Source organism: Shimia sp. R9_3 (assembly GCF_017743755.1).
Classification (GTDB): Bacteria; Pseudomonadota; Alphaproteobacteria; order Rhodobacterales; family Rhodobacteraceae; genus Shimia.
Genome location: NZ_JAGHRP010000002.1, coordinates 82594 through 109217 on the forward strand (window position 1 = coordinate 82594; position 26624 = coordinate 109217).

Sequence of the window (26624 nt, forward strand, 5' to 3'; positions counted from 1 at the left end):
GGCAGCCTCACCCTTTTGCACAAGATCAGACAGAATGCCGGGGGAGGGCTCACATGTCTCAGTCGGAGAATTATGAGGCTGTGGTGACAGATTCAGCGTCCGAAGTGGCTCATTTTGACGAGGGCAAAAGGGGGATTGTCGGGCGGTTTCACCACGCCTTGCACACCACGCCCGCGCTGGTGCCGCTGATCGTTCTAGTCGGTGCGGTGGTGATTTTTGGCCTGCTGCTGGGCAGCCGGTTTTTCTCACCCTTCGCGCTCACCCTGATTTTGCAACAGGTGCAGATCGTCGGCATTGTGGCGGCGGCCCAAAGTCTTGTGATCCTGACCGCGGGCATCGACCTGAGTGTCGGGGCCATTGCGGTGATCTCCTCTGTGGTGATGGGGCAATTCACCTTTCGCTATGGCTTGCCACCTGCGGTGGCTGTGACCTTCGGACTGGCATTTGGCACCGCGATTGGCGCGCTTAATGGCTGGCTTGTGGCACGCATGAAGCTGCCGCCTTTCATTGTCACGCTGGGCATGTGGCAGATCGTACTGGCGGCGAATTTCCTCTATTCGGCCAATGAAACCATCCGCTCACAGGACATCGCCGGAGAGGCGCCTTTGTTGCAGCTCTTGGGGGCAAAGTTCAAACTTGGCGGGGCCGTGTTTACGCTGGGCGTGGTCTTCATGGTGCTTCTGGTTGTCGTGCTGGCCTATGTGCTGAAGCACACGGCCTGGGGCAGGCATGTCTATGCGGTGGGCGATGACCCTGAAGCGGCGGAGCTGTCGGGCGTGAATGTGAAGGGCGTGCTGATCTCAGTCTATGCACTGGCCGGGCTGATCTGTGCCTTTGCGGGCTGGGCGTTGATCGGGCGGATTGGTTCTGTCTCGCCGACATCGGGGCAACTTCTGAACATCGAGAGCATCACCGCGGTGGTGATCGGGGGCATATCGCTCTTTGGCGGGCGCGGCTCCATTCTGGGCACATTCTTTGGCGCGCTGATTGTGGGGGTCTTCACACTCGGGCTGCGTTTGGCCGGGGCGGACGCGCAATGGACCTTCCTGCTCATCGGCGCGCTCATTATCGGCGCGGTGGCCGTGGATCAGTGGATTAGAAAGGTGGCGGCATAATGGAACCGATTTTGAAAGGCCGTGGGTTGGTCAAACGCTATGGCCGTGTGACGGCGCTGGATCATTGTGACTTTGACCTGATGCCGGGCGAGATCCTTGCGGTGATCGGCGACAACGGCGCTGGGAAAAGCTCACTGATCAAGGCGGTCTCCGGTGCGGTGATCCCTGATGAGGGCACGGTGACGCTGGAGGGCAAGGAGGTGCGCTTTACCTCCCCCATTGAGGCGCGTGAGGCGGGGATTGAGACGGTTTACCAAACCCTTGCGATGTCGCCCGCGCTGTCGATTGCCGATAATATGTTCATGGGGCGCGAGCTGCGCAAACCCGGCTTTCGCGGCAAATGGATGCGCCAACTCGACCGGCCCGCCATGGAGAAATTTGCCCGCGATAAGCTGAGCGAGCTGGGGCTGATGACCATTCAGAACATCAATCAGGCGGTGGAAACCCTCTCCGGCGGTCAGCGGCAAGGCGTGGCTGTGGCGCGCGCGGCGGCGTTTGGCTCCAAGGTGATCATTCTGGATGAGCCCACCGCGGCGCTGGGCGTGAAAGAGAGCCGGAAAGTGCTGGAGCTGATCCAGGATGTGAAGGCGCGCGGTATCCCGATCATCCTGATCAGCCATAACATGCCGCATGTGTTTGAGGTGGCTGATCGCATCCATGTGCACCGTCTGGGCAAGCGGCTCTGTGTGATCGACCCAAAGGATTACACCATGTCAGATGCGGTGGCCTTTATGACAGGGGCGAAGGCTGCGCCATCGGAGGCGGCGTGACCCGCGTGATGCAGGATCTGGATGCGCTGGTTGCGGCCATAGCGGCCGCGCCGCACAAAGGCGCGCGCCGGGTTGTGGCGGTAGCGGGCGCCCCGGCGAGCGGGAAATCCACGCTGGCAGAAGAGATTGCCGCGCGGTTGCGTGCCGTCGGATCGGCGCCGCAGGTTGTGCCGATGGACGGGTTTCACATGGACAACCAAGACCTCGTGGACCTTGGGCTTCTGGCGCGCAAGGGCGCGCCAGATACCTTTGATGCAGAAGGGTTTGTGGCCTTGGCGGGCCAGCTGTCTCAAGGCGGGGTTCTGGCCTATCCAACCTTTGACCGCGCCCGCGATGTGACCATACCCGGGGGCGGCGCGGTGTCGGCGGATTGCGATACGGTGGTGGTTGAAGGCAATTATCTTCTGTTTGACGCGCCTGTCTGGCGGGCGCTGTCAGACATTTGGGATGTGTCGGTTTTTCTATCGGTGCCAGAGAAAGAACTGCGTCGGCGTCTGGTGGAGCGGTGGTTGACCCACGGGCTGTCACAAGAGCAGGCAGTGCAGCGCGCAGAGGAAAACGACCTGACAAACGCGCGTTTGGTGCAAAGCCAGCGCCTGCGCGCGGATATCGAGTTTCAAAACACCGGCGCTTTTTAAGGCGGGGCCTTAGCCGCGCGGAACGTCATAATCAGAGATCAGGCGGAGCCCGAGATGAGCAGGCGGGGAGCCGACAGCGCATCCACCGCGGGCCGGATCGCGTATCAGATAAGACATCGCTGCGACGTGTTCACCGCCGACAAAATAGGCCGGGCAACGGTCGCGGTCGATACCTTCCTCGGCACCAGCGTAGCATTCCATGGTCCATTCCCAGACGCTGCCATCCAGATCAGCCACCCCCTCGGGAGAGGTGGAAAAGCTGCCTTGAGGTTTCAACGCGCGGGGTGTTGTGCCTTCCGTCAGGTAGGTTGAGGCCCAGGTGAGCGACGGATCAGTGAAGAGCGGATCGGGTTCTTCTGGTAGAACATCGACCGCCATATGTTCCCATTCCGTGGCGGTGGGCAGGCGAAAGCGCTGTCGGGTCTGCGTGTTGAGCCAGCTGATATATTGCTGCACATCTTCGTAGCTGAGGCCTGTGGCCGGTGTGGTCTCGGGCTTTTGGTCCGGCCGCACCCGCAACGACACCGCGCAGCGGCCTTCTGCCGCGCATATGTTCCACTCAGCAACGGAGACCTCAAAGCGCTGCGCAAAAAACCGTTGCCCGTCGGGCATAACAACCGCATGGGCGGCCATCTGCGGCAGTAGTTCGGGCCGCAATGGTGATTTGGGGGCAAATTGCAGGGCAGCAGCCCCCAAAAGAGCCGCCGCCAAGACACCAAAACCGGCAAGACGAAGGGAGGGTCCGCTTGTGAGGTTCGGGCGCTTGGCGGCGGGCATGGGTTTATCCTTTCAGGTCAGGTTTCAAAGTATCTGGGAGCGACCACCTGCTCCATCAGTTCGTTGTTCCATGTGCCATCGACAACAAAGTGGGCCGTGGCACCAAGCATGACACCTTCGATCAGGTTGTGGTTGACGTAGGCATAGACGCCCGGTTGCTCGAACGTATACATCGCTGCCACCGCGCAGCCGCCACGCACGAACCAGGTTTCCATGTCCTGCAAGGGCGCATCGGTGAAGGAACTTTCCCAGACATAGTTGCCGTGCCCGCCGATCAGGTGCGGACGGGAGTCGCGGTTGGCCTGATTGTGGATCATCAGGACCGTTTCACCCACCTCGGCTTTCAGGGCATTTTCGCCGGTCAACGCGCCCACCGCTCCGTTGAAGACAGAGTGCGTCGGGATCAGGGTGCGCATGGCGTCAAGGCTGTCAGAGAAGTCTTCGCCTGCTTGCTCATACTGAATGAAGTCGCCGTTTTCGTCTTGTGGCAGATAGTAGTCCTGCTCCCCGATGTAGGCAATGCGATCATAGCGCAGCGGATTGCCGTCTTTATCCTTCAGCCCGTCTCTTGGCAGCACCATCACAGCGCCGTTCATGCCGTGTGTGACGTGGTAGGGGATCATCGCACCGCCGGGGGCACAGTGATAGGTGAAGCAGCCAGGTTTGGTGGCCTTCCATCGCAGCACAACCTCTTCGCCGGGCAGAACATGGGACAGCCCGCCACCGCCAAGCGCCCCGGTGGAGGCGTGGAAATCGATGTTGTGCTCCATCATACTGCTCTCAGGATTGCGCAGAGTGAGCTCGATCATGTCGCCCTCGTGGCAGATGATCAGCGGGCCTGGCACCGAGCCGTTATATGTCAGCGCCCAGATGCTGGCGCCGGTGTCTTCGTCCACCACCATCAGACGCTCTTCGGTGATCATGGTGATTTCGATGATTTTTGGCCCGCCAGTGGCGACCTGCTCATGTTCCGGTGCAAAGGGCGGCGCGACCAGCTCCTGTTTCACACGGGTGTAGCCGGACAGATCTGCTGGCTTCGCGGTGCTTGCTGTCTCTTGTTTGCCAGCTGTTTTGTAAAGGTGTGTGGAGGTTGCATTGATCGCGTCGATTTTGGGCGCACGTGGTGTCGCTTTTACCGAGGCACCTGCCATAACGGCGGCCCCTGCGAGCATGCTGCCGCGCAAAACATTGCGGCGGCTTGTTTTCATGAGACCGGGATTGATGATTTTGGCCATTTTACCCTCCATGAGGTGGTTGCTTGGCACCGGGTGGTCGACCCATGTGCTGCTTTTGAAAAGAAACGCGCAGTCACGCCTTGAAAGTTTTTGCAGTGTTCAAAGTGGGCTGTGTGTTGCGGCGAGATTTAACGGATTTGAAAATCTGAACTTTGTTCCAGCGCAAAGAACTTTGGTTTTGTCGGCGCGCGGGCCTTGCGGCAGGTGGTCTTCGCCTTGGTGTTCTGGCACAACTCATGCATGGACCGTACGCCGCCGCATAAAACGCTGCCTAGGCTGGATGAAAGCCTGCTCACGCACTTGCCGCCGTTTTCCGAACTTGAAAAACGGCAGATCCGCAGGATTTTGGATCAGGCGACCTCTAAGCGATATGAAGCGGGGGTGGCGATTTTTGACGAAGGCGCTCCGGCAGAGCGCTTTTATATGCTGCTCGATGGGTATGTGCGCGTTGTGCGGATCACGGCGACCGGCGAGCAGGTGACTTCCCTGTATATCCCGTCGGGCCAGCTGCTCGGGATTGCAAAGGCCATTGGGCGCGAAACCTATCCCGCAACTGCAGTGACGGCGACGGAGTCGATTGTGCTAAGTTGGTCGATGGGGCTGTGGGAGAGCTTTGTTTCCGACTATCAAGGGTTTGCCGTGAACACCTATAAGACGGTGGGCAAGCGCGTGGGGGAGCTGAACACCCGTATTGTGGAGCTGGCCACGCAGCAGGTGGAACAACGTTTGGCCAATGCTTTGCTGCGGCTGATCAATCAGACCGGACGCAAGACACCCGACGGCATTGAAATAGACTTCCCGATCACGCGGCAGGATCTTTCTGAGCTCACAGCGACCACGCTGCATACGGTTAGCCGTTTGTTGAGCGACTGGGAAAAGCGTGGGCTGGTGCAGAGCAAACGCAAACAGATCAAGGTGCTTGAACCCAGTGCGCTTGTGGATTTGAGCCAGACTTAAACGCGGCTTTGGCCTTTACTGGCGCGCCTGCGCAATCTGCAGCGTTCTCTTCTCGTCCGACATTTTCTTCGCAGGCATTTGCGTGCTGCGTTTTGAGAGCAGGTTTGCCCCAATAACCGTTTCAAAGGTTGTGCTGGCACAAACTTCCACGTGAGCTGCACCGCTATGACAAGGCCATCCCGAATCCAAGGAGGCCGGCTCATGGCTGAATTTCTGACAAAGTCGCGGGCGCGAAACATCTTCTACGGAGGTTCGATCTTTTTTGTCGTGATCTTCGTGGGGATGACCGTCCAATCGCACAAATACGTGGTGAACACCTCGACCGCCGGAATGGCGCTGAGCGAGGCGGTGATCCACGGCAAACATGTCTGGGAAGAGAACTCCTGTATCAATTGCCACACCCTGCATGGCGAGGGTGCCTACTTCGCGCCTGAAGTGGGCAATGTGATGACCCGCTGGGGTGTGCAGGACAGCCCGGAAGACGCCTTTGAAACGCTTAAGGGGTGGATCGAAAGCCAGCCCAGCGGAATCGCAGGGCGCCGCCAGATGCCCGGCTATGAGTTGAGCGATGAAGACATCCGCGGACTGTCTGAGTTTTTGCGCTGGGCGGATCAGACAGACACGCAGGGCTGGCCGCCCAATGACGCCGGATAAGGAAGCGAAACCATGAAATATCAATCTCAAAAAGTGGCCCTTTACTATTTCGCCGCAGCGCTGGCGCTGTTTGGCGTGCAGGTATTGGGCGGTCTGCTCGCAGGTTGGGTTTACGTTTCTCCCAACTTCTTGGCGGAAATCCTGCCTTTCAACGTGATCCGTATGATCCACACCAATGCGCTGGTGGTCTGGCTGTTGCTAGGCTTTTTTGGCGCGGCTTACTTCCTTATTCCCGAAGAATCTGAGCGCGAGCTTTGGTCACCCAAATTGGCCTATATCCAGCTGATTATTCTGACAGTGGGCGCGCTGGGCGCAGTCGGCTCTTACCTTGTGGGCATCCACGGTGGCCGTGAGTTTCTGGAGCAGCCGCTGTGGGTGAAATTCGGCATTCTTGTTGGGGCGCTGATCTTTCTGCTCAACATCTCGATGACTGTGCTGGCGGGGAAGAAAACCGCGATCACCAATGTGCTCCTGATGGGGCTTTGGCTGCTGTCGCTGTTGTGGGTATTTGCCTTCATCAATCCGGCCAACTTGAGCCTCGATAAAATGTACTGGTGGTTTGTGATCCACCTCTGGGTGGAAGCCACCTGGGAATTGGTGATGGCCGCAATCCTCGCCTTTCTGATGCTGAAGCTGACCGGCGTTGACCGTGAGGTGGTTGAAAAATGGCTCTATGTCATCGTGGCCACGGCACTCTTCAGCGGCATTCTTGGCACCGGGCACCATTTCTACTGGATTGGCTTGCCGGGCTATTGGCAGTGGGTTGGTTCGATCTTCTCCACCTTTGAGGTGATCCCCTTCTTCCTGATGATGTCCTTTGCCTTTGTGATGGTCTGGAAGGGCCGCAAGAACCACCCCAACAAAGCCGCGCTTCTGTGGTCTTTGGGGGCAAGCACCGTCGCCTTCTTTGGCGCGGGGGTCTGGGGCTTTTTGCACACGCTGCATGGTGTGAACTTCTATAGCCATGGCACGCAGATCACCGCAGCTCACGGTCACCTGGCCTTCTACGGTGCCTATGTTGCGCTCAACCTTGCGGTCTTTACCTATGCGATGCCGATGCTGCGCAACCGGATGCCGTATAATCAGGTGCTGAACATGGCGTCGTTCTGGCTGATGACCGGTGGCATGGCCTTCATGACATTTGTGCTGACCTTCGCAGGTACGATCCAGACCCATATGCAGCGCGTGGTTGGCGACTACTTCATGGACGTGCAGGAGAGCCTGTCGGTCTTCTATCTGATGCGCTTTGGCGCGGGTGCCGCTGTGGTGATTGGCGCGCTTCTGTTCATCTACTCGCTGGCCGTTGTGCGTGAAAAAGAAATCATCGCACCGGGCTCTGCCAAAATTGTTGCAGGAGAATGAGTATGAATATCGCAACTGTTCCTTCGCTGCCGTTTTATCAAGAAACCGGCCGTGAGTGCGATCTGTTTGAGACCGCTTATGACAATGGTTTGCCCCTTCTTTTGAAGGGGCCGACCGGTTGCGGCAAAACCCGTTTTGTTGAGCACATGGCCGCCAAGCTGGGCAAGCCGTTTTATACGGTGGCCTGCCATGATGATCTCTCTGCGGCAGATTTGATCGGGCGCTATTTGCTCAAAGGGGGCGAGACTGTCTGGGTCGATGGCCCGCTGACACGCGCAGTGCGCGACGGCGGGATCTGTTACCTTGATGAGGTGGTTGAAGCCCGTAAAGACGTGACTGTGGTGCTGCACCCGCTCACAGACTCGCGGCGCGCCTTGATGATCGATCGCACCGGAGAGGAGCTGGTGGCGCCCAAGGACTTCATGTTGGTCGCCAGCTACAACCCCGGCTATCAGAATGTGCTTAAGCGGTTGAAACCCTCTACACGCCAACGCTTTTTGTCGATCTCCTTTGACTTTCCGGATGCGGAAACCGAAATCTCGGTGGTTGCGCAGGAAAGCCGTCTGGAAGTGGGGCGGGTCGCGCCTCTGGTGCGGCTTGCCGGGCATATCCGAAAGCTTTCCGGCATGGACCTTGAGGAAGGCGTTTCGACCCGTTTGCTGATCTATGCCGCCAGTCTGATGGCGGGAGGCATGGGCGTGGATCGCGCGCTTGAGGCGGCGATCATCGAACCTTTGAGTGATGAGCCAGATGTGCAGCAGTCCCTCAGGGATCTGGTTGCAACGATCTACGGGTGAGCGGAATGCGACTTCTCGATTTGATGGAGCCGGAAGAGACCGTGGGCAACCTCTGGCATGAGATGGCCAGCGGATTGGGTGCGGAGGCACATTATCCGGATGCGGCGGTCACGTTGGCGTCTGTGCGCCCAAGCCTTGCGGTTTTGTTTCGTGCGCTGGGCGGGGATGCTGCGGTGGAGCTGGGGGAGGCACCTGCGACCGTGATGCGGCATCGCCGCCCGCTGCGCCGCAAGTTGGGTGCGGAGCGCGAGAAGGAATATGTGGCGCGTTTTGATGGCGAGCGGTTGGCCCTGCCGCCACAGATCGCGGTCTTTCCCGAGAAGTGGTTGAATCGCGCCGCCTATTTCTGGCTGACCGCGCTGGCGGCCAAGGCAGACATCACCCCAAACACATTCTCTGGCGATGGTACCGCACTTGATTGCGCGCAAATCCGGGCAAATGCGCAGGCCGCAGATGACGCCTTTGAGGCCTGCCCGGGATTGCGCAAGGGCTATGCCCAGATGGCGCGGCATTGCCTGAATATTCGGCCCGAGGTTGCCCGACCCGCGCAGGAGGCCGCCCTTGAGCAGGCTATCCGCGATCAGCTGTGCGGCACGCAGGCCACTCTGGAAGCTGGTGTCGCAACGCGGGGCTATATGCCCTTTGCGCCAGTGCCAATTTGGTTGCGTTTTGCGGCCCCCGGCACAGGTGCGGCGGCTGGCGAGGAAGACGCTGCGGATAAGGCACCGCCAACGGCAGCGGCCTATTCAAAACGCAAAGCTGGTGAGCGCAAAGATCAGGAACAGCAGAACCGCAAGGACAGTTTTATCATTCACCGTTTTGAATCCATCCTGTCCTGGGTGGAGTCGATGAACATCAACCGCAGTGTGGATGATGATGACGATGAAAACGCACAGAAAGCCGCGGATGATCAGGATCGCATCACCCTGTCCAAACAGAACCGCAAGGCAGCGACGCGCTTGCGCCTGCACCTCGACTTGTCCCCCGCGGATGCGGATCATGAGGCGCTTGCGGGCGTGCATACCTATGACGAATGGAACCACCGGGCGCGCAGCTATATGAAGGATCACTGCCGTGTGCTGGAAGCGCCTGCGCAGCCTGACGGCACCCAATTCATCCCCCATGCACGCACAGTGCGCGAGGTGCGCAGGCAGTTTGAAGCCCTGCGACCGCGCCGGATTTTGCAGGCCCGTCAAATCGACGGCAGCGAGCTGGATCTGGAGGCTGTGCTGACGGCGAAGGCGGATCTGGCGGCCATGGGGCGCGGCTCTGATCGCATCTGGCAAGCCGCGCGCAAAGTTGAACGCGATGTCTCGGTTGCCTTCTTGATTGATGTGTCCCGCTCGACTGAGGCAGCGATTGGCGACACCAGCGTGATTGAAGTGGCCCGTCAAGCCATGGCCGCTTTGGCTGTGGGTGTGGATGCTGCCGGTGACCGGATCGGCATCTGGGGCTTTTCCTCCCTGCGCCGGGATCGGGTGTTTTTGACGCGTTGCAAGGATTTTGAGACGCCGATGGCCAGTGCAGTAACCGACAACATAGGCGCGTTGAAGCCCGGCCATTTTACGCGTCTGGGGGCCGCGATACGGCATGTGACCGCGCAGCTGGTTGAGGAGCCGAGCGCGCATAAGCTGTTGATCGTGCTGACCGATGGCAAGCCCAACGATCTCGATCACTATGAGGGGCAGCATGGCATTGAAGACAGCCATATGGCCGTGCGGGAAGCGCGGGACTTGGGGCTGAACCTGCATGGTGTGATCATTGATGAAGACGGCCAGGATTGGTTTGCCCGCATTTTTGGGCGCGGCGGCTTCACGCTTTTGCCAAATCCGATGCGATTGTCGCGCGCCTTGCCCGACATTTACCGCAGTCTGACACAGGAGACTTGAGATGAAACATTTTGTCGCTCTTTTTGCATTGATGGCTTCGCCTGCAATGGCAGAGGCGTTTGACCGCCCGATCCCGCAGGCGCAATCTGCCACAGCGGAGTTCTGGTATGCGCTGGCCTGTCTGACGCTGGTTGCGTCCATGGCTGCGGTGCAATGGCTGGTGTCGCGGCGATGACACAAGCGGGCTGGTCAACACAGAGAATTGCGCTGGCGCTGTATCCGTTTGGGGCAGGGGCCGCAGCAGTGAACGTGTTTTTCCTATCTTTGATCTTCAGCTGGGTGGGTGGTCCGGTGGTATCGACCGGTCTTTCGATTTTGCTTGGCGCGCTGATTGGTGCACCTGCGACATGGTACTTTGCCCGCCACATTCGTCATCTGATGGATGTGGCCGACGGCACGGATGCGCGTTGAGCGCCATCTACCACATAAGGAGGCCGCAACATGGCCCTGTCTTCTTCTGAACAAATGCGCCGCTGGTCGGGACCGGCGTTGCTGAGCTATGGGTTCCGCCCGTTCTTTCTGTTTGGCGCGCTGTGGGCGGCGCTGGCGATGCCGGTCTGGATTGCCGCGCTGAGCGGTGCCTTGGAGCTGCCGTCGCGCTTTGACCCGGTGACATGGCATGCACATGAATTTCTCTTTGGTTATCTTGGCGCGATCTTGGCGGGGTTCCTGCTCACAGCGGTGCCCAATTGGACAGGGCGTTTGCCTCTGGTGGGGTGGCGGCTGGGCGGGTTGTTTGCACTTTGGGTGGCAGGGCGCGTTGCAGTGCTTTTCTCAGCGAGCTTACCACTAGGGTCAGCTGCAGCTGTTGATCTGGCTTTTCCCATCGTTTTGGGCGGCGTGATTTTACGAGAGATCATTTCTGGTCAGAATTGGCGCAACCTGATCGTGTTGGCGATGCTGGCCGTTTTCACACTTGCGAATGGGGTGTTTCACCTTAAGGCGCTGGTGGATGGCTTTGCCGCGCAGGGGCTGGGCCTGCGTTTGGGGCTCGCGACCGCTGTGATGATGATTGTCGTGATCGGTGGGCGCATCGTGCCGTCGTTCACGCGCAACTGGTTGGTCAAACAGGGCAGCGATGTGCGCCCTGCACCTCCGATGCAGCGCTTTGACAAGTTTGCGCTGCTGACAACGGTTGCGGTGCTTCTGCTTTGGAGTTTTCAGCCAGAGAAGGCTGTCGTGGGTGTGCTGTTGCTTGGATTGGCGGTGCTGCATGTGGCGCGCCTCTGGCGTTGGAAGGGCACGCATACGCTGGCTGAACCGTTGCTGTCGGTACTGCACGCTTCCTATGCTCTGATCCCGCTGGGAGCCTTGGCATTGGGAGCCTCCATTCTGGGAGCCGGGGCAGGGCAGGCCGCCGCGCAACATATATGGATGGCAGGTGCGATCGGCGCGATGACGCTGGCGGTGATGACACGGGCGACGCTGGGCCATACCGGGCGCGCGTTGAAAGCGGATGGGCCCACACTTGCGATCTATCTCAGCCTCTTTGGCTCTGTTGTCGCACGGTGGTTGGCGGGCGAAGTCTCTGTATTTCTAGAGATTTCCGCCGTGCTTTGGGTTGCCGCATTTGGCGGATTTGCGCTGTGCTATGGCGCTGCGCTGGTGCGGCCAAAACCGCCCAAAGAAGGGTAGACTCCCTTCCCCCAAAAAGAAGCCGCCGCAGAGGGTGTCTGCGGCGGCTTTGTCTTTCGCTAAGCGCTGGGCTTAGAGGTTCGGGTAGAGCGGGAAGCGTGCGCAGAGATCTGCCACTTTGGCTTTCACAGCCTCTTCCACTTCGCCGTTGCCCTCTTCGCCATTGGCGGCCAGACCGTCGACCACTTCCACAATCATGTCAGCAATCGCGCGGAACTCTTCCTCGCCAAAGCCACGGGTGGTGCCAGCCGGGGTGCCCAGACGGATGCCGGAGGTGACCATCGGCTTTTCAGGGTCAAACGGGATGCCGTTTTTGTTGCAGGTGATGTGCGCGCGGCCGAGAGCTTTCTCAGTGGCGTTGCCTTTCACACCTTTGGGGCGCAGGTCGACCAGCATCACGTGGGTGTCGGTGCCACCGGTGACGATGTCCAGACCACCTTTGACCAGCTGATCTGCCAGTGCCACAGCGTTGGCGCGAACCTGCTTCTGGTAGGCTTTGAACTCAGGACGCAGCGCTTCGCCAAAGGCGGCGGCTTTGCCTGCGATCACATGCATCAGCGGGCCACCCTGAATGCCTGGGAAGATCGCGGAGTTGACCTTCTTGGCAATTGCCTCATCGTTGGTCACGATCATGCCGCCGCGCGGGCCGCGCAGGGTTTTGTGGGTCGTGGTGGTCGCCACATCCGCATATGGGAATGGGGATGGGTGCTCACCTGCGGCCACGAGACCAGCGAAGTGTGCCATGTCGACCATCAGGTAGGCGCCAACGGAATCCGCGATTTCACGGAATTTTGCGAAATCGATCTGACGCGGGATGGCGGAGCCGCCTGCGATGATCAGCTTTGGCTTGTGCTCGTTGGCCAGCTCCTGAACCTGATCGTAGTCCAGAAGGCTGTCTTGCTTGCGCACGCCGTACTGCACCGCGTTGAACCATTTGCCGGACTGGTTCGGCTTTGCGCCGTGGGTCAGGTGGCCACCTGCGTCCAGGGACATGCCAAGGATGGTGTCGCCAGGCTGCAGCAGGGCGGTGAAGACACCCTGGTTGGCCTGGGAGCCGGAGTTTGGCTGTACGTTTGCATACTCAACGCCAAAGAGCTCTTTTGCGCGGTCGATGGCGAGGTTCTCTGCCACATCCACGTGCTGACAGCCACCATAGTAGCGGCGGCCTGGGTAGCCTTCTGCGTATTTGTTGGTCAGCACAGAGCCCTGCGCTTCCATTACGGCCGCAGACACGATGTTTTCAGACGCGATCAGTTCGATCTCGTCGCGCTGGCGGGCCAGCTCATCTGTGATGGAGCCAAACAGCTCCGGGTCGCGGGATGCGAGGGTTTCTGTGAAAAAGCCAGAATCACGGGAGGTGCTCATGGACGTTTGCTCCTGTTGAACGGTTCGTGTTGCGAGTTTCCTAATGGAAACATGCCCGGCTTGAAAGGTCCCAAAGCGACGCAACACCTTGCCTGAGCGCCGCAGATGGTGCAGGGGGTAAACATATGCCGCTATCGGAAACCTTTGGCGGCGCAGGGAAACCTGCTTTTTGGGAGTTGGGAGCATGAGCGACGATGTCTGAAAGAATCGCTTTTATGGCCAGCGATGCGCCAGTTGCGCAGACCGCACGCGCGGCCCTGATCGGGCGTTACGGCAATGTCGCGCCTGAGGAGGCGGATGTGATTGTCGCGCTTGGCGGGGATGGTTTCATGCTTCAGGCCCTGCATATGACACAAGCGATGTCTGCGCCCGTCTACGGCATGAACCGCGGCACGGTGGGCTTTTTGATGAATGCCTATTCCGAAAGCGATCTGCTGGAGCGGCTGGGGGCCGCAGAAGAAGAGATGCTCAATCCGCTGGCGATGCGCGCCACAGCTGCGGACGGATCAGTGCATGAAGCGCTCGCCATCAACGAAGTCTCGCTTCTGCGGGCAGGGCCACAGGCGGCCAAGCTGAAGATTTCGATTGATGGGCGTCTGCGGATGGAAGAGCTGGTCTGTGACGGGGCATTGATCAGCACCCCTGCAGGCTCCACAGCCTACAATTACTCAGCCCACGGACCCATTTTGCCGATCGGGTCGGATGTGCTGGCGTTGACGGCGATCGCGCCGTTCCGCCCGCGGCGCTGGCGCGGGGCGCTGCTGCCAAAATCGGCGGCGGTGACCTTTGACGTTCTGGAGCCGCAGAAACGCCCGGTGATGGCCCATGCCGACAGCCGTGCGATTGAGAATGTGTCGCGGGTTGAAATCCGCTCGGACGCGCAGATCGCGCACCGCATTCTGTTTGATCCGGGCCATGGGCTCGAAGAGCGGCTTATTCGCGAGCAGTTTGTCTAAGGACAAAAGAGGCGCGCGAGCGGGGTGCGCGCCTCTCTGACACGGGTTACGCGGATGCGTAGCCTATGGTTTTCAGGGCCTCGGTGATTTCATCGAGGATGACTGGATCGTCGATGGTGGCGGGCATTTTCCAGTCAGTGCCATCTGCGATGGAAACCATGGTGCCGCGCAGGATTTTGCCCGAGCGGGTTTTTGGCAAACGATCCACCACAACCGCGAGCTTGAAGGCGGCAACGGGGCCGATTTTCTGGCGCACCAGAGCGACAACCTCTTTGACTACCTCGTCATGGGCGCGGTCGTTACCAGCGTTGAGGCAGAGGAAACCGACGGGCATCTGGCCTTTGAGCTGATCCGCCACGCCAATCACCGCGCATTCTGCCACATCCGGGTGCCCGGCAAGCACCTCTTCCATGCCGCCGGTGGACAGGCGGTGGCCAGCGACGTTGATGACGTCATCGGTGCGGGCCATGATATAGACGTAGCCGTCCTCATCTTTCATGCCCGCATCGCCGGTCTCATAGTAGCCCGGGAAGTGGGTGAGGTAGGAGGATTTGAAGCGCTCTTCGGCATTCCACAGCGTGGGCAGCGTGCCGGGTGGCAACGGCAGCTTGATGGCGATGGCGCCAAGTTCGCCCGCCGCGACAGGGTGGCCGCCTTCGTCCAGAATTTCGACGTCATAGCCGGGCATGGGAACGGTTGGGGAGCCCAGTTTGATGGGCAGCTCTTCGATGCCGAGCGGGTTGGCGGCAATCGACCAGCCGGTCTCTGTCTGCCACCAGTGGTCCACGATTGGTACGCCCAGTTGCTCCTGCGCCCAGACGATGGTGTCTGGATCAGCGCGTTCCCCCGCGAGATAGACCTGCTCAAGGCAGCTGAGGTCGTATTTCTTGACGTATTCGCCTGTTGGGTCTTCGCGCTTCACGGCGCGGAAGGCGGTGGGGGCAGTGAAGAAGCTTTTGACGTTATGCTCTGAAATCACGCGCCAGAAGGTGCCTGCATCCGGCGTGCCAACCGGTTTGCCCTCAAACACAATGGTGGTGTTGCCATGGATCAGAGGGGCGTAACAGATATAGCTGTGGCCCACGACCCAGCCCACATCTGAGGCCGCCCAGAACACATCGCCGGGGTCGACATTGTAGATGTTTTTCATGGTCCAGTTCAGCGCGACCAGCTGACCTGCGGTGTGGCGGATCACGCCTTTGGGCTGTCCTGTGGTGCCGGAAGTGTAGAGAATATAGGAAGGATGGTTGCCTTCGACCGGAACACACTCGGCCGGCTCCACGCCATACTGAAAGCCGTGCCAGTTGACGTCCCGGCCCTCGACCAGCTGTGCAACCTCTTGTTCGCGTTGGAGGATCACGCAGAAATCAGGCTTGTGTGTGGAGAGGTCGATGGCGCCGTCGAGCAGAGGTTTGTAGTGCACCACGCGGCCCGGCTCCAACCCGCAGGAGGCGGCGATGATGGCTTTGGGCTTGGCGTCGTCGATGCGCACCGCGAGTTCGTTGGCGGCAAATCCGCCAAACACCACGGAATGGATGGCACCCAAGCGGGCGCAGGCCAGCATGGCCTCCAGCGCCTCGGGGATCATCGGCATGTAGATGATGACGCGGTCGCCTTTCTCAACGCCTTTGGCGCGCAGGGCGCCGGCAAGTGTGGCGACACGGTTGCGTAGCTCAACATAGGAGATTTCGCGTTTGGTGTGGGTGATCGGGCTGTCATAGATGATGGCCGTCTGTTCGCCGCGCCCGGCTTCGACGTGGCGGTCCACCGCGTTCCAGCAGGTGTTGACCTTTGCGTCCGCGAACCACTCATAAAGATGGTCGCCTTTGTCTGTCAGCGCCTTGCTGGGCGGCGTATGCCAATCAATTGCTTCTGCCGCCTGCATCCAGAAAGCTTCCGGATCATTTTTCCAGCGTTCGTATACGTCTTGATATGACATGTGGTCCTCCTCTTCCTGCCAAAAGCCATAGAGGAGGTATTGCCGTGGCGGCAAGTCCGGGGCGAAAAAGCGGGACAGATTATCGCATTTGTCGGGCCAGTTTTCGGGCTTTGAAATTGCAAAGTTTAGTAAAGTCGCCAATTTTTGCAGGAAAAATTGAGAAATTCGGTGTTTTTGCAAATTTGCAAATTTTGCGACTCTGGCTGTTGGCCAGCTCACCTTTTCTCGCAGAAACGTGCAACTCTGTAACGGTTTTCTCTGCCATACTGAGGGGGACTAGCCCATGCGGGACTGTGAACTGGGAGGAAGATCATGATTGGGACATTGGTTAGCGTCAAAGGAAGACGTCATGGTCTTTGGAGTGGATTGCGTGTTTTGGCGGCTGTGACACTGCTTGGTGGGGCTGTTGCGCAGCCCGCGCAGGCGGCACCCGTGCAATATGAGCTTGATAAATCGGCCAGTGTTGTTGGCTTCACCTACTACTTCAATCAGGACGGCACAGAAGGTCAGATGCCGGTTGAGGCGGCGGATCTGCAGTTGGATCTGGGCAATGTCTCCCGCAGCAAAATTGATGTGACCCTGAGCCCCAAGCGGGCAAAGGCTGGGTTCCTGTTTGCCACTGAGGCGCTCAAGGGGGCGCAGGTGCTTGATGCCAGCAACCACCCCACTATCCGTTTTGTTGCGCGCGAGATTTCGGGCACGATCCACGGGGCGAAGGTGCTGGGGGATCTGACGGTGCGGGGCGTGTCGCGTCCGGTGACGCTGGCGGCGCAACTGTTCCGTCAGCGCGGCACCGAGGCCGGAGATCTGGACAAGCTGTCGATTTTGCTGACGGGCAGTCTGGATCGGCGGGAGTTCGGCGCGGATGGCTATCCCGATCTGGTGGGGCCAACCATTGATTTGCGCATCCTTGCGCGAGTGAACCGCTCAGACAGTTGAGCGGTACGGCGGGCTTTGGGTGCCCGCCGTTAAGTGCTTCAAGTTTTATCCGTAGTGGGTGACCGGAGAGCCAGCAATGGCGGCCATGTTCAGCAGGCCGCGCGCCGTGATCGATGGGCTGACAATATGGGCGCGGTTGCCCATGCCCATCAGGATCGGCCCCACTTCCAAGGCATCGGCGCGCATTTTCAGGATGTTACGCACCCCTGACGCCGCATCGGCATGGGCAAAGACCAGCACGTTGGCAGCCCCTTCAAGGCGTGTGCGCGGGAAAATGCGGCTGCGCAGCTCCGGGTCAAGCGCGGTGTCCACGTTCATTTCACCTTCATAGGCAAAATCGCGCGGCTTGCTGTCCAGGATTGCGATGGCTTCGCGCAGACGCTTGCCGGAGCCCTGACGGTGGTTGCCAAACTGGCTCTGCGAGCACAGCGCGATTTTTGGCTCCAGGCCAAACCGGCGCACATGGCGCGCGGCGCCTTCCGCGATGCGGGCGATATCCTCGGGGCTTGGCAGCTCATGCACCTGCGTGTCAGCGATGAAGAGCGGACCATCCTCCAAAATCATCAGAGACAGCGCGCCATGCGGAGAGAGAGTGCCTTTGCCCAGCACCTGTTCAACATAGTTGAGGTGCCAGCGGTATTCACCAAAGGTGCCGCAGATCAGGCTGTCGGCCTCCTCGCGGTGCACCATGATTGCTCCGATTGCCGTGGTGTTGGTGCGCATGATGGCCTTGGCCAGATCAGGCGTGACCCCCTCGCGCTCCATCAGCTCGTGATAGCTGTTCCAGTAGTCGTAATACCGCGGATCGTTTTCCGGGTTCACAATCTGGAAATCACGGCCGGGGCGGATCGACAGGCCCGCGCGTTCACAGCGGGCTTCGATCACCTCGGGACGGCCTATCAGGATCGGGGTTTCGGTGGTCTCTTCCAGAATTGCCTGCGCCCCGCGCAGCACTCGCTCATCTTCGCCCTCGGCAAAAACGATGCGGCGGGAGGCTTTCTGGGCGGTTTCAAACACCGGGCGCATCAGCAATGCGGATTTGAAGACCGATTGATTGAGCTTGTGGACATAGGCGTCGATGTTTTCAATCGGGCGGGTCGCGACGCCGCTGTCCATGGCCGCCTGGGCCACGGCGGCGGACACCACACCGACAAGGCGCGGGTCAAACGGTTTGGGGATCAGATACTCTGCGCCAAAGGTGAGCTGCTCGCCTTTGTAGGCGGCGGCTGCCTCTGCCGACGTGGTGGCGCGGGCCAGTTCGGCAATGCCGTTCACGCAGGCGACGCACATTTCATCGTTGATCTCTGTGGCGCCAACATCAAGCGCGCCGCGGAAGATGAACGGGAAACAGAGGACATTGTTGACCTGGTTTGGGAAATCGGAGCGGCCGGTTGCGATGATCGCATCGGGTGCCACTTTGCGTGCCAGATCCGGCATGATTTCCGGGGTTGGGTTTGCCAGAGCAAAGATGATCGGCTGGCTGGTCATCTTTTCGACCAGTTCAGGTTTGAGGACGCCGGGACCGGACAGGCCGAGGAACATATCCGCGCCGTCGATCACCTCTTCGAGCGTGCGCAGCTCGGAGTTTTGAGCAAACTCGGCTTTTTGCGGATTCATATCCTCTTCGCGGCCCTCATACACGAGGCCGTGGATGTCGCAGAGCCAGATGTTCTCGCGTTTGACGCCCAGCTTCACCAGCATGTTGAGGCAGGCAATGCCCGCCGCGCCACCGCCGGTGGAGACAATTTTGATGCCTTCAAACTTTTTGCCTGCCACGCGCAATGCGTTGGTGGCTGCGGCACCGACCACGATGGCGGTGCCGTGCTGGTCGTCGTGAAACACCGGGATGTTCATCCGCTCGCGGCAGATTTTTTCCACGATAAAGCAATCGGGGGCTTTGATGTCTTCAAGATTGATCGCACCAAACGTTGGCCCCATGGCGCAGACGATGTCCGCCAGTTTTTCCGGGTCTGCTTCGTCCAGCTCGATGTCAAAGCAGTCGATGTTGGCAAATTGCTTAAAGAGAACAGCCTTGCCCTCCATCACCGGCTTGGAGGCCAGCGCGCCAATGTTGCCGAGCCCAAGCACGGCGGAGCCGTTGGAGACCACCGCCACAAGGTTTTGACGCGCAGTATAGAGTGCAGCATTTGCCGGATCGTCTTTGATCTCAAGGCAAGCCTCGGCCACGCCGGGAGAATAGGCACGTGACAGGTCGCGCCCATTGGCGAGCGGTTTGGTCGCACGGATCTCCAGTTTGCCGGGTTTTGGGTTGGCGTGATAGGCCAGCGCCGCCTCGCGCAGGGATTGGTTGCGATTTTCAGACATCGGAGACCTCTGTTTGGCACTTTGGGTGCGGTCAAAAAGAAATTAGTTCAGCCTTAAACCAATTTTCTCCCAGTTGAAATGCACAAATCTGACGCAACGGCACAAGCTTGTATTTTTGACCATTTGGTCTCAATCTCGCGCAATCAAATGAGCGGAGAGTGACACCTTGGAGATCAAAGCCGAATTTCGCCTGCCAACACAGGAATTGCGCGACGATATCCCGTTTTACACCAAAGTGCTGAAAATGCGGATGGACATGATCTATCCCGCGGATGACCCGACGATTGCGGTGTTTTCCGGCCATGGGCTACGGCTGCGGATTGAGAAGGGGGCTGAAGAAGCGCCGGGCACGCTGCGGATCTTGACCGATGATCCGGACGGGTTTGCTGACGGGCAGCGTCATCTTACCGCGCCCAATGGCACAAAAATCGAGATCGAAGAGCTGAACCCGCCTTTGGTGTTGCCCCCTGTGCAGCATTCCTTTGTGGTGCGCCGTCTGGCGGATCAGGCCCCTTGGGTGATCGGCCGGGCCGGAATGCACTATCGGGATCTGGTGCTGGATCGGTTGGGCGGCGCAATGATCGCCAGCCACATCCGCATTCCTGACGGTGGGCCGGTGCCGGATATGGTGCATTATCATAAGGTTGGTTTTCAGCTGATCTTCTGCGTCAACGGTTGGGTTGATGTGCTTTATGAAGATCAGGGGGGCATGCGCCGCCTGAATGCGGGGGATTGCTTTATCCAGCCGCCAGAGATCCGCCACCGGGTTTGCGAGGCGAGTGATGATCTGCAGGTGATCGAGATTGGCGTGCCAGCCGATCATGTCACTGAGATTGATCATGAGATGGAGCTGCCAACACCCCATGAGCGGCCTGAGCGTGAATGGGATGGCCAGCGTTTTGTGCACAATCTGGCAGAAGGTGCGGCGTGGGAGCCGTTCCGCCTGCCCGGGTTTGAATGCCGCGACACCACCATTGCAGCCAACACCAAAGACGTCGCCGGCGTGCAGGTCGTGCGCCGGGGTCAAGGCACGCCGCAGTGGAGCCGCCATGACGCGGATATCCACTTTACCTTTGTGATGAAGGGCACGATGCTTTTGGAAGGGGAGGAGCGCGCGCCATTCCCGCTTGAAGCTGGTGATGCCTTTGTTATCCCGCCGGGCATGAAAACCCGCTACGCCGAGCCAAGCGACGACATTGAACTGTTGGAAGTGACCTTGTCAGGTGCGTTTAAGACGAAAGTGATCGAGACATGAGCCAAGACAAAAGCCTTGAAACCCTCGCCTTTGAGGTGCGTGAAAACGCCTATGCACCTTATTCCAACTTCAAGGTTGGGGCGGCGATCCTGTCTGAAGGTGGCGTGAAATACGCAGGCTGCAATGTGGAGAACATTGCCTATCCTGAAGGCACATGCGCGGAGGCCGGAGCCATTGCGGCCATGGTGGCGGCAGGAGAGACCCGCCTGACCGAGGTTTTTGTGGTGGCCGATAGCAAACAACCGGTCAGCCCCTGTGGCGGATGCCGTCAGAAACTGGCAGAATTTGGCGGCAAGGACACCAAGGTCACTTTGGCCAATCTGGAAGGCGTGCGGGTTTCCATGACCATGGCAGAGCTGTTGCCAGGTGCTTTTGGCACAGACCATATGGACGCTGACCACAAGGACCGCGACTAAATGGACGCGCGGGCGATTATCGCGCATCTGCGCCGCGGAGAGACGCCAAGCCGAGAGGAATTGGCGTGGTTTGCCAAAGGTCTGGCGGATGGCACCGTGTCTGATGCTCAGGCTGGGGCCTTTGCCATGGGTGTTTGCCTGCGGGGGCTTTCGGAAGAAGGTCGTGTGGCGCTGACACTTGCGATGCGCGACAGCGGCGACCGAATGGCCTGGGATTTGCCTGGCCCTGTGTTGGACAAGCACTCTACCGGCGGCGTTGGCGATTGTGTTTCGCTGGTGCTTGCCCCGGCTTTGGCGGCTTGCGGGGCCTATGTGCCCATGATTTCCGGGCGCGGTCTGGGGCATACAGGGGGAACGCTCGACAAAATGGAAGCCATTCCGGGGCTGTACACGTGCCTGACGGAAGAGCGCTTCAAAGAGGTGGTGGCCGATGTGGGCTGCGCCATTGTTAGCGCCACGGCGGAGATCGCTCCGGCTGACAAGCGCCTCTATGCCATCCGCGATGTGACCGCGACCGTGGAAAGCCTCGATCTGATCACCGCATCCATTTTGTCAAAGAAGCTTGCGGCGGGGCTTGAGGGCTTGGTGCTTGACGTCAAGGTCGGCTCTGGCGCGTTTATGAAGTTCGTTGAGGATGCGCAGGCCTTGGCGGACTCGCTTGTCAGTACGGCGAACCTTGCGGGCTGTCCCACAAGTGCGGTGATTTCCGACATGAACCAGCCCTTGGCGGCGTCACTTGGCAATGCGCTTGAGGTTGCGGAATGCATGAAGGTGCTCTGTGGGCAAAGTGGCGGGCCGCTCGCAGAGCTGTCTGTGTCACTTGGCGGCGTGCTCTTGGCCAACGCCGGGTTGGCGGCGGATGCAGAAGAGGGTGTCGCGCGGATGCTTGGCGCGCTGTCCAGCGGGAAGGCCGCAGAGATCTTCGGGCGCATGGTGGCTGCAATGGGTGGCCCGATGCGGTTTACGGAAGAGTGGCAGAGGTTCCTGCCGGAAGCGCCGATCATTCGCGAAATCGTGGCACCGCACGCTGGCGTTGTGCAAGCCATTGATGGCGAGGCGCTCGGGCTGGCTGTTGTTGGTCTGGGCGGTGGCCGTCAGGTGGAAAGCGACGTGATTGACCCTGCGGTTGGCCTGTCGGACGTGGTGCGGCTTGGCGAAACAGTGCAGGCAGGGCAGCCTCTGCTGCGTTTGCATGCGGCGCGTGAGGATGCGGCGGCAGTGGCGGAGGCGGCTGTGCGAAAGGCCATTGTCATTGGCGAGGGAATGCCCGATATACCCCCGCTTATTCATGAGAGGAGCCGGTAGGGCGATGGCACGTGTGTTTCTGGTGGTGATGGATTCCGTTGGCTGCGGCGGGGCAGTGGATGCTGCGCGGTTCTTCAACGATGATCTGCCGGACGCGGGCGCGAACACGGTCGCGCATATCGCGCAGGCCTGCGCCAAAGGGTTGGCAGAGGATGGGCGGTCTGGTCCATTGACCGTGCCACATCTTGATGCGCTTGGCTTGGGAGCGGCGGTGCGGTTGGCCTCCGGCGATGAGACGCCCGGATTGGACGCAACGCCAACTGGCTTCTGGGGTGCGGCCAGCGAGCAGAGCCCCGGCAAAGACACACCATCAGGTCATTGGGAACTCGCCGGTCTGCCTGTGCCGTGGGATTGGGGGTATTTTCCCAAAGGCGCGCCATGCTTCCCGGACGAATTGGTCGCCAAAGTGTGCGAACTGGCAGGCACCGATGCGATCTTGGGCAATTGCCACGCTTCCGGTACGGTCATCATCAGCGAGCTTGGGGCCGCGCACGTGAAAACCGGCGCGCCGATTTGTTACACCTCTGCGGACAGCGTGTTTCAGATCGCGGCGCACGAAGAGCATTTCGGGCTGGAGCGTTTGATTGATCTGTGCCGCGATCTCGCGCCGATCCTGCACGAGATGAAGATTGGCCGCGTGATTGCGCGCCCGTTTGTCGGCAATGCGGAGGAGGGGTTCACCCGGACCACCAACCGGCGCGACTTTGCGATTGCGCCGCCAGCGCCGATCCTGACCAACTGGGTGCAGGACGCGGGCGGTGCGGTGCTGGGAGTTGGAAAAATTGGTGACATCTTCACCATGGCTGGCATCGACAGCTGCACCAAAGGCAGTGACGCGAAGCTGATGCAGGATTTGCATGGGCTGGCCGAGACCGCACCAGAGAGCAGCCTGACCTTTGCGAATTTTGTGGAATTTGACAGCCTTTATGGGCACCGCCGCGACGTGGCGGGCTACGCCCGTGCGCTGGAATGGTTCGACCGGGAGATTGGTGCATTCATCGCGAAGATGCGAGAGGAGGATTTGCTGATCCTGACTGCGGATCACGGCAATGACCCGAGTTGGCCGGGCACAGACCACACCCGGGAGCGCGTTCCAGTGCTCTGTGCCGGTGTCGGCTCCGGAGAGGCTGGATTGATTGATTTTGTGGATGTGGCCGCGACCGCGGCGTCCCATCTTGGCGTGACACCGCCGCGTGGAAGGAGTTTCCTATGACAGTGGCAGACCTGAAAAAGATCGAGCTGCACATTCACCATGAAGGCGCGGCTCCGCCTGCGTTCATCAAGCAGCTGGCGCATGAAAAGAAGATGGACCTGAGCAAAGTCTTCACGGACGACGGTGGCTATGCGTTTGAGAACTTTGTGCATTTCCTCAGCGTCTATGAGGCGGCAACCAGTGTTCTGACCGGCCCGGAAGAGTTTGCACGGCTGACATCTGCCTGGCTTGAGGAAAGCGCAGCGAATGGCGTGGTCTATACCGAGAGCTTTATCAGCCCCGATTTCTGCGGAGGCGGCGATGTGGGCGCGTGGCGTGAATATCTGCACGCCATTGAAGAAGCGGCCAATGCGGCGGAGGCCAAGCATGGCATCACGCTGCGTGGAGTTGTGACGGCGGTGCGCCACTTCGGTCCAGAGAAATCCCGTGCCTCTTCGCTCTGTGCGGCGGAAACGGCGGGCGATTTCATTGTCGGCTTTGGTATGGGCGGTGACGAAGGGCAATTCACGCAAGGCGATTTTGCTTATGCCTATGATCAGGCGCGTGAGGCTGGTTTGAAGCTCACCACACACGCGGGCGAGTTTGGCGGGCCGGAAAGTGTGTGGGATGCGATCAACGACTTGAATGTCGAGCGTATCGGCCATGGCGTGCGCTCGATCGAAGATCCTGATCTGATCAAGGAACTGGTGGCGCGTCAGGTGACGCTTGAAGTGTGCCCCGGATCCAATGTGGTGCTGGGTGTCTATCCTGATTTTGCCTCTCACCCGATCCAGAAACTGCGGGACGCGGGTGTGCGGGTTACTGTCAGTACGGATGATCCGCCGTTCTTTCACACCACCATGCGGCGCGAATACGAGATGCTCGAAAAGGCCTTTGGTTGGGGGGAGGCAGATTTTGCCGAGATCACCAAAACCGCGCTTGACGCCGCGTTCTGTGACGCAGATACGAAGGCAATTGTGGCCAAGAGACTGGAGAAAACCTGATGGATCATTTGACCGTAGTGAACCACCCACTTGTGCAGCACAAGCTCACGATCATGCGGGATGAGGCAACCTCAACGGGCGAGTTCCGTCGCTTGCTGCGCGAGATCAGCCAGCTGTTGGCCTATGAGGTGACACGCGAGTTGCCGATGACAACCAAACGCATCAAGACGCCTATGGTCGAGATGGATGCGCCGACACTGGATGGGCGCAAATTGGCGCTGGTGTCGATCCTACGTGCGGGCAACGGCCTGCTGGATGGCATGCTGGAACTGGTGCCTTCTGCACGTGTTGGCTTTGTTGGTCTTTACCGCGACGAAGAAACGCTGGAGCCGGTGCAGTACTATTTCAAAGCGCCTAGCGAGCTGGGCGAGCGCCTCGTAATTGCTGTGGACCCGATGCTGGCAACCGGGAACAGCTCTGCGGCAGCTATTGATCTTCTGAAGAAAGAAGGCGCGACCAATATCCTGTTCCTTTGCCTGTTGGCGGCCCCTGAGGGTGTAGAGCGTATGAAAGAAGCGCACCCTGACGTTCCAATCGTGACAGCAGCGCTGGATGAGCGTCTGAACGAAAAAGGTTACATCCTGCCGGGTCTTGGCGATGCGGGCGACCGCATGTTCGGCACAAGATAGGCAGAATTTGGGCTTTTCAGTGGTTTACTCACTGTAAAGATTTTGGCTAATGTACCCCTACATCTTGTGGGGGCAAAATGACATTAGGCAAATTTCTTGCGATTGCTGCAATCGCAACCGCTTCTGGATTCGGCGCAGCCCATGCGCAATCGATCAGTGACAGACAAACACCGGCGGAGTTTCCGCCGGCGAATTTCCAGGGCAAGCAGTTCGTTGATAGTCGCGGCTGCGTTTACATCCGCTCAGGTGTGGACGGGGTGACCACATGGGTGCCCCGCGTGACCCGCGACCGCAAAGTGATCTGCGGGTTTAAACCGACCTTTGACACCGCGACCCGCCCGACCAATGCAGCGCCGCAGCTTGATGGCGACGTGGTTCAGATCGAGCCCGCGGCGCCGCCGACAGAGCGGCCTTCGCTGTTTGGCAATGCGCGGCCCACGCCTCAGGCGGCACCCACGACGGCGCCAAAAGCACCAGCGGCGACAGTAGCGGCCCCGGCACCCAAAGCAGCGCCGGTTGTGATCCAGCCCAAAGCGCAGCCTGCGCCCACCAAATCGACCGCGCAGGCTGCCCCCAGCACGGCGAAAGCTGCACCGGCAAAAACCACTGCAGCAGCTGCGGCGCCATCACCTGCGCCTGCAACAACAGTGATTTCAATAACGGTACCGGCACAAACGGAGCGCCGTACCACCGGCCAGGCCCCTCGGGCCTCCGGTATTATCTCGCCCTGTCGCGAAGGCGTGACCCAATACAAAGGGTCCACCGTGCGCTGTGGTCCGCAGGCGCAATCGCCTGTGACGCCCGGTGTCGGCGGCCCGATTGCGACCCCACCGCAAATCAATCTGGAGCAAAGCAGCGCGCTGCCGCGCCCGCCTGTGGGCACTGTGGTGCGCGTTGGTGAAGCGGCGCCGGACGTGCGGATTGTGCCCAAGCATGTCTATGAGGCGCGCCTGACCAACGCGGTGTCCTCCTATGTGCCGGAAGGCTATCGCCGCGCCTTTGAGGATGGCCGTCTGGACACCGAACGCGCGGTGATGACCTTTGCCGGGCACGCACAGACCAACCTGATCTGGACTGAAACAGTGCCGCGCCGTTTGATCCAGGTGACGCTGGAGTCTGATGCGCCGGAGCAGACCACCACCAGAGTGAAAACCGGTGAGCGGGTTCAAACCAATACGGTGTCCACCAGGTCGGAAGCCCCGCAGAAGTCTCTGCGTCTTGCGGGCACACCTTATGTGCAGGTGGCGCAGGCCACTGATGCGGCGCAGGCGCAAGCTTTGGCGCGGGATGTGCGCAAGCTGGGCGTACCGGTGCGGATCGGGCGGTATGAGCGCAACGGCGCAACCCAACGGATTGTGCTGGCTGGGCCTTTTGCCACACAGGCAGAGGCGGCCTCTGCGCTGGCCAAAGCCAAAGGTGCCGGGTTTGGCGGCGCGTTCATGCGCAAGTAAATTGACAGTCTCTGAGATT

25 protein-coding genes are annotated in these 26624 nt (G+C 59.7%); 20 read left to right on the forward strand and 5 right to left on the reverse strand.

Annotated elements, in window-relative coordinates; all coding sequences use genetic code 11:
• The first annotated feature begins 53 nt into the window (after positions 1-53).
• From J7412_RS04925 to J7412_RS04935, 3 genes are read left to right on the forward strand one after another with little or no spacing between them, the layout of a single operon-like run.
• Positions 54-1115 carry an ABC transporter permease gene (locus tag J7412_RS04925; protein WP_209077683.1) on the forward strand — a complete coding sequence of 354 codons (1062 nt, stop codon included), beginning with the start codon at positions 54-56 and terminating at the stop codon, positions 1113-1115.
• Positions 1115-1885: an ATP-binding cassette domain-containing protein gene (locus J7412_RS04930; RefSeq protein ID WP_209061808.1), complete on the forward strand. Its 771-nt coding sequence runs from the start codon at positions 1115-1117 to the stop codon at positions 1883-1885. The genes J7412_RS04925 and J7412_RS04930 overlap by 1 nt, the downstream gene beginning before the upstream one ends.
• Positions 1882-2523, forward strand: a complete 642-nt coding sequence (locus J7412_RS04935; RefSeq protein WP_348540462.1) for a nucleoside/nucleotide kinase family protein — start codon at positions 1882-1884, stop codon at positions 2521-2523. Before J7412_RS04930 ends, J7412_RS04935 begins: the two co-directional genes overlap by 4 nt.
• Before the next feature lie 9 nt (positions 2524-2532).
• Here the strand turns inward: J7412_RS04935 and J7412_RS04940 are convergent, their stop codons facing one another.
• Positions 2533-3300 carry an SUMF1/EgtB/PvdO family nonheme iron enzyme gene (locus tag J7412_RS04940; protein WP_247743778.1) on the reverse strand — a complete coding sequence of 256 codons (768 nt, stop codon included), beginning with the start codon at positions 3298-3300 and terminating at the stop codon, positions 2533-2535.
• A gap of 17 nt (positions 3301-3317) precedes the next feature.
• Positions 3318-4535 carry a copper-containing nitrite reductase gene (gene nirK / locus J7412_RS04945; protein WP_209077684.1) on the reverse strand — a complete coding sequence of 406 codons (1218 nt, stop codon included), beginning with the start codon at positions 4533-4535 and terminating at the stop codon, positions 3318-3320.
• 240 nt (positions 4536-4775) lie between these two features.
• Here nirK and J7412_RS04950 point away from each other — a divergent pair, with 240 nt between their 5' ends.
• The 8 genes from J7412_RS04950 to J7412_RS04985 all read left to right on the forward strand — a co-directional run bounded on the left by J7412_RS04950 (position 4776) and on the right by J7412_RS04985 (position 11829).
• On the forward strand, positions 4776-5492 hold the full coding sequence (locus J7412_RS04950; RefSeq protein WP_247743779.1) for a Crp/Fnr family transcriptional regulator: 717 nt from the start codon (positions 4776-4778) through the stop codon (positions 5490-5492).
• A 201-nt stretch (positions 5493-5693) separates the two neighbouring features.
• Positions 5694-6146 (forward strand): cytochrome c, encoded by a 453-nt coding sequence (locus tag J7412_RS04955; protein WP_209077685.1) that lies wholly within the window; start codon positions 5694-5696, stop codon positions 6144-6146.
• Between the two features lie 12 nt (positions 6147-6158).
• Positions 6159-7508 carry a cbb3-type cytochrome c oxidase subunit I gene (locus J7412_RS04960; RefSeq protein WP_209061802.1) on the forward strand — a complete coding sequence of 450 codons (1350 nt, stop codon included), beginning with the start codon at positions 6159-6161 and terminating at the stop codon, positions 7506-7508.
• A gap of 2 nt (positions 7509-7510) precedes the next feature.
• Complete coding sequence (locus tag J7412_RS04965) at positions 7511-8305, forward strand: CbbQ/NirQ/NorQ/GpvN family protein (RefSeq protein WP_247743780.1); 795 nt, start codon at positions 7511-7513, stop codon at positions 8303-8305.
• 5 nt (positions 8306-8310) lie between these two features.
• On the forward strand, positions 8311-10194 hold the full coding sequence (locus J7412_RS04970) for a VWA domain-containing protein (RefSeq protein ID WP_209077687.1): 1884 nt from the start codon (positions 8311-8313) through the stop codon (positions 10192-10194).
• Between the two features lies 1 nt (position 10195).
• Positions 10196-10369 (forward strand): protein NnrT, encoded by a 174-nt coding sequence (locus J7412_RS04975; RefSeq protein WP_209077688.1) that lies wholly within the window; start codon positions 10196-10198, stop codon positions 10367-10369.
• The gene (locus J7412_RS04980) at positions 10348-10605 is read left to right on the forward strand and encodes an NnrT protein (RefSeq protein WP_348540463.1); all 258 of its coding nucleotides are present in this window, start codon (positions 10348-10350) and stop codon (positions 10603-10605) included. The genes J7412_RS04975 and J7412_RS04980 overlap by 22 nt, the downstream gene beginning before the upstream one ends.
• Before the next feature lie 30 nt (positions 10606-10635).
• On the forward strand, positions 10636-11829 hold the full coding sequence (locus tag J7412_RS04985; RefSeq protein WP_209077689.1) for an NnrS family protein: 1194 nt from the start codon (positions 10636-10638) through the stop codon (positions 11827-11829).
• Positions 11830-11901: 72 nt separating this feature from the next.
• Here J7412_RS04985 and glyA read toward each other — a convergent pair whose 3' ends face one another.
• Entirely contained in the window at positions 11902-13194 is a 1293-nt protein-coding gene (gene glyA, locus J7412_RS04990; RefSeq protein WP_209077690.1) for a serine hydroxymethyltransferase, read from the reverse strand.
• Between the two features lie 194 nt (positions 13195-13388).
• Here glyA and J7412_RS04995 point away from each other — a divergent pair, with 194 nt between their 5' ends.
• Positions 13389-14150 carry an NAD kinase gene (locus J7412_RS04995; RefSeq protein WP_209077691.1) on the forward strand — a complete coding sequence of 254 codons (762 nt, stop codon included), beginning with the start codon at positions 13389-13391 and terminating at the stop codon, positions 14148-14150.
• A 46-nt stretch (positions 14151-14196) separates the two neighbouring features.
• Here J7412_RS04995 and prpE read toward each other — a convergent pair whose 3' ends face one another.
• Complete coding sequence (gene prpE, locus J7412_RS05000; RefSeq protein ID WP_209077692.1) at positions 14197-16089, reverse strand: propionate-CoA ligase PrpE; 1893 nt, start codon at positions 16087-16089, stop codon at positions 14197-14199.
• Between the two features lie 312 nt (positions 16090-16401).
• On the opposite strand from prpE, the gene J7412_RS05005 reads away from it, so the two are divergent.
• A complete protein-coding gene (locus J7412_RS05005) occupies positions 16402-17028 on the forward strand; it encodes a YceI family protein (RefSeq protein ID WP_209077693.1) in 627 nt (208 codons plus the stop codon).
• Positions 17029-17073: 45 nt separating this feature from the next.
• Here the strand turns inward: J7412_RS05005 and J7412_RS05010 are convergent, their stop codons facing one another.
• On the reverse strand, positions 17074-19353 hold the full coding sequence (locus J7412_RS05010; RefSeq protein ID WP_209077694.1) for an NADP-dependent malic enzyme: 2280 nt from the start codon (positions 19351-19353) through the stop codon (positions 17074-17076).
• Positions 19354-19519: 166 nt separating this feature from the next.
• On the opposite strand from J7412_RS05010, the gene J7412_RS05015 reads away from it, so the two are divergent.
• From J7412_RS05015 to J7412_RS05045, 7 genes are all read left to right on the forward strand, one after another.
• Positions 19520-20608, forward strand: a complete 1089-nt coding sequence (locus tag J7412_RS05015; protein WP_209077695.1) for a cupin domain-containing protein — start codon at positions 19520-19522, stop codon at positions 20606-20608.
• On the forward strand, positions 20605-21024 hold the full coding sequence (locus J7412_RS05020) for a cytidine deaminase (RefSeq protein ID WP_209061775.1): 420 nt from the start codon (positions 20605-20607) through the stop codon (positions 21022-21024). Before J7412_RS05015 ends, J7412_RS05020 begins: the two co-directional genes overlap by 4 nt.
• Positions 21025-22329 (forward strand): thymidine phosphorylase, encoded by a 1305-nt coding sequence (locus J7412_RS05025; protein ID WP_209077696.1) that lies wholly within the window; start codon positions 21025-21027, stop codon positions 22327-22329. It begins immediately after the preceding gene.
• Positions 22330-22333: 4 nt separating this feature from the next.
• Positions 22334-23542, forward strand: a complete 1209-nt coding sequence (locus J7412_RS05030; RefSeq protein WP_209077697.1) for a phosphopentomutase — start codon at positions 22334-22336, stop codon at positions 23540-23542.
• The gene (locus tag J7412_RS05035) at positions 23539-24525 is read left to right on the forward strand and encodes an adenosine deaminase (RefSeq protein ID WP_209077698.1); all 987 of its coding nucleotides are present in this window, start codon (positions 23539-23541) and stop codon (positions 24523-24525) included. Before J7412_RS05030 ends, J7412_RS05035 begins: the two co-directional genes overlap by 4 nt.
• Entirely contained in the window at positions 24522-25154 is a 633-nt protein-coding gene (gene upp / locus J7412_RS05040; RefSeq protein ID WP_209062081.1) for a uracil phosphoribosyltransferase, read from the forward strand. The genes J7412_RS05035 and upp overlap by 4 nt, the downstream gene beginning before the upstream one ends.
• 77 nt (positions 25155-25231) lie before the next feature.
• On the forward strand, positions 25232-26605 hold the full coding sequence (locus J7412_RS05045) for an SPOR domain-containing protein (RefSeq protein ID WP_209077699.1): 1374 nt from the start codon (positions 25232-25234) through the stop codon (positions 26603-26605).
• Positions 26606-26624: the final 19 nt, after the last annotated feature.

Bases quoted from the DNA above. Each gene is read 5' to 3' on its own strand.
- J7412_RS04960 (WP_209061802.1), top strand. From the start codon at position 6,159: ATGAAATATCAATCTCAAAAAGTGGCCCTTTACTATTTCGCCGCAGCG.
- J7412_RS05045 (WP_209077699.1), top strand. From the start codon at position 25,232: ATGACATTAGGCAAATTTCTTGCGATTGCTGCAATCGCAACCGCTTCT.
- J7412_RS04955 (WP_209077685.1), top strand. From the start codon at position 5,694: ATGGCTGAATTTCTGACAAAGTCGCGGGCGCGAAACATCTTCTACGGA.
- J7412_RS04970 (WP_209077687.1), top strand. From the start codon at position 8,311: ATGCGACTTCTCGATTTGATGGAGCCGGAAGAGACCGTGGGCAACCTC.
- J7412_RS04985 (WP_209077689.1), top strand. From the start codon at position 10,636: ATGGCCCTGTCTTCTTCTGAACAAATGCGCCGCTGGTCGGGACCGGCG.
- J7412_RS04965 (WP_247743780.1), top strand. From the start codon at position 7,511: ATGAATATCGCAACTGTTCCTTCGCTGCCGTTTTATCAAGAAACCGGC.
- J7412_RS04975 (WP_209077688.1), top strand. From the start codon at position 10,196: ATGAAACATTTTGTCGCTCTTTTTGCATTGATGGCTTCGCCTGCAATG.
- J7412_RS05020 (WP_209061775.1), top strand. From the start codon at position 20,605: ATGAGCCAAGACAAAAGCCTTGAAACCCTCGCCTTTGAGGTGCGTGAA.
- J7412_RS04980 (WP_348540463.1), top strand. From the start codon at position 10,348: ATGGCTGGTGTCGCGGCGATGACACAAGCGGGCTGGTCAACACAGAGA.
- nirK (WP_209077684.1), bottom strand. From the start codon at position 4,535: ATGGCCAAAATCATCAATCCCGGTCTCATGAAAACAAGCCGCCGCAAT.
- J7412_RS05030 (WP_209077697.1), top strand. From the start codon at position 22,334: ATGGCACGTGTGTTTCTGGTGGTGATGGATTCCGTTGGCTGCGGCGGG.
- J7412_RS05005 (WP_209077693.1), top strand. From the start codon at position 16,402: ATGATTGGGACATTGGTTAGCGTCAAAGGAAGACGTCATGGTCTTTGG.
- J7412_RS05035 (WP_209077698.1), top strand. From the start codon at position 23,539: ATGACAGTGGCAGACCTGAAAAAGATCGAGCTGCACATTCACCATGAA.
- J7412_RS04940 (WP_247743778.1), bottom strand. From the start codon at position 3,300: ATGCCCGCCGCCAAGCGCCCGAACCTCACAAGCGGACCCTCCCTTCGT.
- J7412_RS04925 (WP_209077683.1), top strand. From the start codon at position 54: ATGTCTCAGTCGGAGAATTATGAGGCTGTGGTGACAGATTCAGCGTCC.
- J7412_RS05010 (WP_209077694.1), bottom strand. From the start codon at position 19,353: ATGTCTGAAAATCGCAACCAATCCCTGCGCGAGGCGGCGCTGGCCTAT.
- J7412_RS05025 (WP_209077696.1), top strand. From the start codon at position 21,025: ATGGACGCGCGGGCGATTATCGCGCATCTGCGCCGCGGAGAGACGCCA.
- glyA (WP_209077690.1), bottom strand. From the start codon at position 13,194: ATGAGCACCTCCCGTGATTCTGGCTTTTTCACAGAAACCCTCGCATCC.
- J7412_RS04930 (WP_209061808.1), top strand. From the start codon at position 1,115: ATGGAACCGATTTTGAAAGGCCGTGGGTTGGTCAAACGCTATGGCCGT.
- prpE (WP_209077692.1), bottom strand. From the start codon at position 16,089: ATGTCATATCAAGACGTATACGAACGCTGGAAAAATGATCCGGAAGCT.
- J7412_RS04995 (WP_209077691.1), top strand. From the start codon at position 13,389: ATGTCTGAAAGAATCGCTTTTATGGCCAGCGATGCGCCAGTTGCGCAG.
- J7412_RS04950 (WP_247743779.1), top strand. From the start codon at position 4,776: ATGGACCGTACGCCGCCGCATAAAACGCTGCCTAGGCTGGATGAAAGC.